Source organism: Pseudomonas sp. CM25 (assembly GCF_013179705.1).
Lineage (GTDB): Bacteria > Pseudomonadota > Gammaproteobacteria > Pseudomonadales > Pseudomonadaceae > Aquipseudomonas.
This window is the reverse complement of sequence record NZ_JABMCW010000347.1, coordinates 1-5,453: the sequence shown is the minus strand read 5'-3', so window position 1 is coordinate 5,453 and position 5,453 is coordinate 1. Positions and strand designations below refer to the sequence as shown.

Below are 5,453 nucleotides of genomic sequence, written 5' to 3'. Positions count from 1 at the left end.
CCCTGGGCCAGCAGGCGCCGTGCCCGGGCCAGGCGCAGCTGGATCAGGTAGGCATGCGGCGCCAGGCCGAATGCGGCCTTGAACGCGCGGGTGAGGCGGAAGCGGTCGATGCCGCAAGCCTGGGCCAAATCCTCCAGGCCAATGTCGCGTTCAAGGTTGGCATGCAGGTAATCACGTGCGCGTTGCGCGCTCAGCGGCAGACGCGGGTCTGGGTTGATACGCCGGCGCCAGTGCAGGTGACGGGTCAGGCAGGCCAACAGGTCGTCCATGGCTGTTTGCCTGACCATGCGCAAGTCCTGCTCATGCACGGCCCGGAAGGCGAGGGCGGTGGCACGCGCCAGGCGTTGGTCATGGCACAGGGTATCGGCAAAGCTGGGCAGGCTGCTGCCTGGTGCGTGCTCGAACAGCGCCCGTAGCTGCTGGTCGAGCCAGGCAGGCTCAAGGTACAGCGTCGAATAGGTAAAGCCTTCGTCGGTCGGCGCCAGTCCATCGTGAATGTCGCCGGGTTCGAGCAGGAACACCTGGCCTGGCGTGCTGCGGTGGCGTACCCGGCGACAGTTGAACTGCTGCACGCCCTGTTCGGTCACGCCGACCAGGAAGCTGTCGTGCCAGTGCGGGTCATAGGCATGCCCGACGAAATGCGCCCGCACCGACTCGATGCCAGTGTCGGCGTCTTGCTTGAAGTCGATCCAGTTGCTCATGCGGGTGTGCCATTGGGGTAAATGGCTACCTTAGCGTAATGGTCCGGCTCAGTCTGGAACGATTGTGCAGCCGTTGCTCAGCGCCCGGCTGCGCAAGGCTTCGAAGCGCTCGCGCAGCCACAGGTGCAACTGCGCCACGGCAGGCGTCAGCTGTTTGCGATGCGGGCACACCAGGGTGACCGGCGTGGGCTCGCCGAGCAACTCGGGCAGGACGATTTGCAGCTCGCCGGCCGCGATGTTGGCGCTGACATCCAGCCACGACTTGTAGACGATGCCTTCGCCCTGAAGGGCCAGGCGCCGGATGACATCGGCATCGTCGCTGACCAGCGGCCCGCGCACCTGCACGGTGCGGTTGCCGACTCGCCACTTGTCATACACCCGGTTGTGCTGCAGGTACAGCAGGCAGTCGTGTTGCTGCAATGCGTCGGGGGTGAGCGGATGGCCGCGGCGTGCCAGGTAGTCCGGCGAGGCCACCAGTACCCGGCGGTTCCAGTCGGCCAAGGGCAGGGCGATGTAGTTGGCATCCTGGTTGAGGCCATAACGGATGGCCACGTCCACCGGGTCGCGGTTCAGGTCGGCGATCTGGTCGGACAAAAAAAACCGCAGTTGCAGGGCCGGGTGCTCGCGGCGAAAGGCGCTCAGCCATGGCAGCAGCATGTTGCGACCCATGTCGGAAGGTGCCGAAACCTGCAGCGTGCCGCGCAGTGTGCCCGGGTTGCCATGCAGGTCTTCATGGCCCTGGCGCAGGCTCTCCAGCACATTCAGGGCGGTGGGCAGGTAGCGCTCGCCTTCGGCGGTCAGGCGCAGGCTGCGGGTAGTGCGGGCGAACAGGCGTACGTCCAGGTCGCGCTCCAGGCGCTTGATCGCGGCGGCCACCTGGCCCGGTAGCAACCCAGCCTCATGAGCGGCGGCGGTGAAACTGCCCAGCACGCTGCTGCGGGCGAACAGTTCGAGGTCAGCGATGCGCAGCATTTTCACTCCGGCGATGAAAGTGTTGCTGCATTGTGCCGCTTTTTCTTTTCCGCAGGAAAGATAAGATGCGCGGCACATCTATTGTTCATTCCCGGAGTTGCTGCATGGATACCGTCTCGCTGGCCAAGCGCCGCTATACCACCAAAGCCTACGATGCCTCGCGCCGCATTCCCCAGGCCACCGTCGATGCCTTGCTCGAACAACTGCGCCACAGCCCGTCTTCAGTCAACTCGCAACCCTGGCACTTCATCGTCGCCGACAGCGCCGAAGGCAAGGCCCGCCTGGCCAAGAGCACGGCGGAGCGGTTTGCCTACAACTCGCCGAAATTGCTCGATGCCTCGCATGTGATCGTGTTTTGCACCCGCACCGAAATGACCGAAGCGCACCTGAACGGCGTGCTTGACCAGGAGGCCGCAGATGGCCGCTTCCGCGATGAGCAAGCGCGTGCTGCGCAGAACCAGAGCCGACGCTACTATGTCGACCTGCACCGCTTTGACCAGAAAGACGCGCAGCACTGGATGGAAAAGCAGACCTACCTGGCCCTGGGTACTGCCCTGCTGGGTGCGGCAGCACATGGGCTGGATGCCACGCCCATCGAGGGCTTCGACAGCCAGATCCTCGATGCCGAGCTTGGCTTGCGCGAGCGTGGCTTCACCAGCGTTGTGATCCTCAGCCTGGGCTATCGCAGCCAGACGGACTTCAACGCCGGCTTGAGCAAGTCGCGGTTGCCGGCTTCGCAGGTGTTCACTTTCCTCTGAAGCCGACGTGCGGCGGGGGCTACACCTCGTATAGCCGGCGGTTCCAGCGCCTGTTCACCACAATGCCGCCGACGCCGAAGCCAGTACTCGGGTAAACACTTCAAGCGCCTTGTCCACTTCGGCCTCGGTGGTGTAGCGGCCGATGCTCAAGCGCAGGCTGTTGCGTGCCTGGCGCTCATCCAGGCCCAGCGCCAGCAGCACATGCGAGGCTGCGTTGCTGGCCGAGTTGCAGGCCGAGGTGGTCGACAGCGCCAGCTCGCTGGCCAGCGCCGCACTGTTGAACCCCTGGCTGTCGATGCACAGGTTCAGGGTATGGGCGATGCGTTGGCTGGCGCAGCCGTTCAGAGAGACGCCGGGCAAGCCCAGCAGGCCTTCGCAAAGCCGCTTGGCCAACTGTTCAACGCGCACATGTTCGCTATCGCCAGGTTGGCCGGCGAGGGCAAAAGCGCTGCCCATGCCGGCGATCTGGTGCGTCGCCAGCGTGCCGGAGCGCAGGCCCTGCTCATGGCCGCCGCCGTGCATCTGCGCACGCATCAGCGCGCGCGCCCGAGGCCCGATGTAGAGCGCTCCGATGCCTTTTGGCCCGTATACCTTGTGCGCTGAAAAGGACATCAGGTCTACGGCCATCGTACTCAGGTCGATGGCCACCTTGCCCACCGCCTGCGCGGCGTCCACGTGCAGCAGGGCACCGTGGGCGCGCACATGTTCGCCAATAGTGGCAACGTCTGTGAGCGTACCCAGTTCATTGTTCACCGCCATCAGGGAGACCAGGCGCGTATCGGCGCGCAGTGCTGCTTGCACGTTTGCGGGCTGGATCAGGCCAGCCGCATCGGGTGCCAGGCGGGTCACGGCCCAGCCCTGGCGCTCCAGTTCGGCAACCGTGTCGAGCACCGCCTTGTGTTCGAGCTGGCTGGTGATCAGGTGCCCGGGCTGGCCGAGGCCCTGGGCAATGCCCTTGAGTGCCAAGTTGTTGGACTCGGTCGCCCCCGAGGTCCACACCAGCGCATCGGCCTGCGCGCCAACGCATTCGGCTACCTGCTCGCGGGCCTGTTCCACGGCGTGACGGGCGGCCTGGCCGAAGGCATGGCCACTGGACGCCGGGTTGCCGAAGTTGGCCTGGCTGCCCAGACAGGCGAGCATGGTTTCGATGACCCGGTCATCGACTGGAGTGGTGGCGGCGTAATCGAAGTAGAGCGGGGCGCTGGGCATTGGGGCGGGTCCGTGTCTGTCGCCGTGAAAGGGGCGATCGTCGAAGTAAGCGTACCCGCCGCTTTGAAGATGTTTTTTACTACCCGTCGCCAATTCGTCAAATGACTTGAAAAATAATTCCCTTTATCTGGTCCTCTGTAGAATATTTTTCTCTAGAGGGTGAGAGGTATGCCAAGTCCCTCACTCGTATGCTCATGCTGATTCCAGAACTCGCTCTTCCTCCGCAACCACGCGTTCGCACAACTCGATGATCTGCTCGCGCATCCAGCGGTTGGCGGGGTCCTGATCAGTGCTTTCATGCCAGTACAGGTGGGTTTCCAGGGCGGGAACCTCGACTGGCAATGGGTGGTAACGCAACTGGTGACGGCGGGCGAAGCGTTCCGGGACGGTCATCGCCATGTCGGTCTGCTGCAGCACCTGCGAGGCCATCAGGTAATGCTGCGAGCGCAGGGCGACCTTGCGCTGCACACCCATCTTGCCCAGCGCCAGGTCCACATAGCCCAGGCCGTTGCGCCGGCTGGAAATATGGATATGGGTCATGCCCAGATAACTGTCGAGGGTCAGCTTGCTGTCGGCCAGCGGGTGGCCTTGGCGCAGGGCGCAGACGTAGCGGTCTTGCATCAATTTGACGTGGCGTACCTGCGGGTCGGTGTTCAGCGGCGCGTCGATGGCGAAGTCCAGCCTGCCGGCGGCCAGTTCCTTGGTGGTCTCGCGGCGCTTGCACAGGAAGCTCTCGATCAACACGGCCGGTGCCAGGCGGCGCAGGCGCTGGAACAGCGGCGGCAAGATCACCGCCTCGGTCAGGTCGGTCATGCTGATGCGGAAGGTCTTGTTGGCCTGCTGGGGGTTGAAGATGCGGCTTTCCTGCACCGAGGTGCGCAGCAGCGCCAGGGCGTTGCGCACCGGGCCGATGATGTTCTGCGCCATGGGTGTGGGCACCATGCCTTGGGCAGTGCGTACGAACAGCGGGTCGTTGAAGGTTTCGCGCAACCGCGAAAGGGCGTTGGACACCGCTGGCTGGGTGATGCCGACAATCTGCCCGGCGCGGGTCAGGTTGGCTTCGGTGTAGATCGCGTCGAACACGATGAACAGGTTGAGGTCGACCTTGCTGAGGTTCATGGGCGCCGCTCTTTGTTGGAATTATCGGCCGATCATATATCGGTTATGAATGTTTATACACGCGGAAAATAGACTAGGTGGATGGGGGCTGGCTGCTCTAGGCTCTGGCCCATGTACTCCGAACCGTGAAGGTAGCCCCGATGGATTTCGCCTATTCGCCCAAGGTCCAGGCACTGCGCGAGCGCGTCAGCGCGTTCATGGACGCCCATGTCTACCCCGCCGAAGCGGTGTTCGAGCGCCAGGTCGCCGAGGGCGACCGCTGGCAGCCCACTGCAATCATGGAAGAGCTCAAGGCCAAGGCCCGTGCCGAGGGGCTGTGGAACCTGTTTCTGCCCGAATCGGAATACGGCGCCGGCCTGAGCAACCTGGAATACGCCCCGCTGGCGGAAATCATGGGCCGTTCGTTGCTCGGCCCGGAACCGTTCAACTGCTCTGCGCCGGACACCGGCAACATGGAAGTACTGGTGCGTTATGGCAGCGAGGCGCAAAAGCGCCAGTGGCTGGAGCCGCTGCTGCGGGGCGAGATCCGTTCGGCGTTCGCCATGACCGAACCGGACGTGGCTTCCTCGGACGCTACCAACATGGCCGCCACGGCCGTGCGTGACGGCGACCAATGGCTGATCAACGGCCGCAAATGGTGGACCTCCGGCGCTTGCGATCCGCGCTGCAAAGTGATGATTTTCATGGGCCTGTC

The 5,453-nt window shown here is 64.0% G+C and carries 6 protein-coding genes; 2 read left to right on the top strand and 4 right to left on the bottom strand.

The features are described from left to right. Nucleotides 1-701 (bottom strand): AraC family ligand binding domain-containing protein (locus HP546_RS25110; RefSeq protein WP_172230971.1); only part of this gene is annotated, 701 nt, incomplete at its 3' end. A 48-nt stretch (nt 702-749) separates the two neighbouring features. Continuing rightward, nucleotides 750-1,673, bottom strand: coding sequence for a LysR family transcriptional regulator (locus tag HP546_RS25105; RefSeq protein ID WP_172230968.1), 924 nt, complete (start codon nt 1,671-1,673; stop codon nt 750-752). 104 nt (nt 1,674-1,777) lie between these two features. Between HP546_RS25105 and nfsB the strand changes: the two genes are divergently transcribed. Next, on the top strand, nt 1,778-2,431 hold the full coding sequence (nfsB, locus tag HP546_RS25100; RefSeq protein WP_172230965.1) for an oxygen-insensitive NAD(P)H nitroreductase: 654 nt from the start codon (nt 1,778-1,780) through the stop codon (nt 2,429-2,431). A 54-nt stretch (nt 2,432-2,485) separates the two neighbouring features. On the opposite strand, the gene HP546_RS25095 is transcribed toward nfsB, so the two are convergent. Together HP546_RS25095 and HP546_RS25090 are read right to left on the bottom strand one after the other, a co-directional pair. Continuing rightward, on the bottom strand, nt 2,486-3,640 hold the full coding sequence (locus HP546_RS25095) for a cysteine desulfurase family protein (protein ID WP_172230962.1): 1,155 nt from the start codon (nt 3,638-3,640) through the stop codon (nt 2,486-2,488). A gap of 192 nt (nt 3,641-3,832) precedes the next feature. Further along, the gene (locus tag HP546_RS25090; protein ID WP_172230959.1) at nt 3,833-4,759 is read right to left on the bottom strand and encodes a LysR family transcriptional regulator; all 927 of its coding nucleotides are present in this window, start codon (nt 4,757-4,759) and stop codon (nt 3,833-3,835) included. Between the two features lie 140 nt (nt 4,760-4,899). Between HP546_RS25090 and HP546_RS25085 the strand changes: the two genes are divergently transcribed. Continuing rightward, a partial coding sequence (locus HP546_RS25085) for an acyl-CoA dehydrogenase family protein (protein WP_172230956.1) occupies nt 4,900-5,453 on the top strand: 554 nt, incomplete at its 3' end.

Bases quoted from the DNA above. Each gene is read 5' to 3' on its own strand.
- HP546_RS25090 (WP_172230959.1), bottom strand. From the start codon at position 4,759: ATGAACCTCAGCAAGGTCGACCTCAACCTGTTCATCGTGTTCGACGCG.
- nfsB (WP_172230965.1), top strand. From the start codon at position 1,778: ATGGATACCGTCTCGCTGGCCAAGCGCCGCTATACCACCAAAGCCTAC.
- HP546_RS25095 (WP_172230962.1), bottom strand. From the start codon at position 3,640: ATGCCCAGCGCCCCGCTCTACTTCGATTACGCCGCCACCACTCCAGTC.
- HP546_RS25105 (WP_172230968.1), bottom strand. From the start codon at position 1,673: ATGCTGCGCATCGCTGACCTCGAACTGTTCGCCCGCAGCAGCGTGCTG.